This window comes from Enterobacter cloacae complex sp. S3, from assembly GCF_014930495.1.
GTDB lineage: Bacteria > Pseudomonadota > Gammaproteobacteria > Enterobacterales > Enterobacteriaceae > Enterobacter > Enterobacter asburiae_B.
Genome location: NZ_JADBRD010000115.1, coordinates 1 through 513 on the forward strand (window position 1 = coordinate 1; position 513 = coordinate 513).

General features: G+C 30.6%; 1 pseudogene. It reads right to left on the minus strand.

The features are described from left to right. Window positions 1-280, minus strand: a pseudogene (locus tag IM317_RS23735) (glycosyltransferase family 1 protein); the annotation flags it as partial. Window positions 281-513 lie beyond the last annotated feature (233 nt).

Consider the following 513-nt stretch of genomic DNA (forward strand, 5'->3'; position numbering starts at 1 on the left):
CAATATTATCAGAATGATTATTTCTTATAAACTCTCTTGCACTGTCACTGATATTTCTTCTTAATTTAGATGATGCAATCAACTCGTTAGCTTTATCAGCAATATGAACAAAATCCGAGGTTGCATTTATTCCTATCTCATCATTATTCAAGTTGTAGTACTTTAGGAATTCATCTTCAAAGCCTGAAAAGACTACCTTCCCATACGCCATTCCCATTATGGCATTCATACCTTGATCATATGAAAACGTCTGATCGAAAATGATGTCCGATTTTTTCATTAACTCAATATACTGAGTGAATGGTACAGATCTAATGTCTATGAATTCTGCATTTGAAATTAAGGATTTTGCTTTATTAAAAACATAATCTCCTTTTCTATAGTTTTTCCCATTTTGAATACCGTGGAAGATTCTAACACGCTTATTATCGCTATCACATAACTCGAATTTTTTTACATCAATAGGAAAAGGTACAACTTTTGTACAATTATTTTTTATCTAATAATGAATCA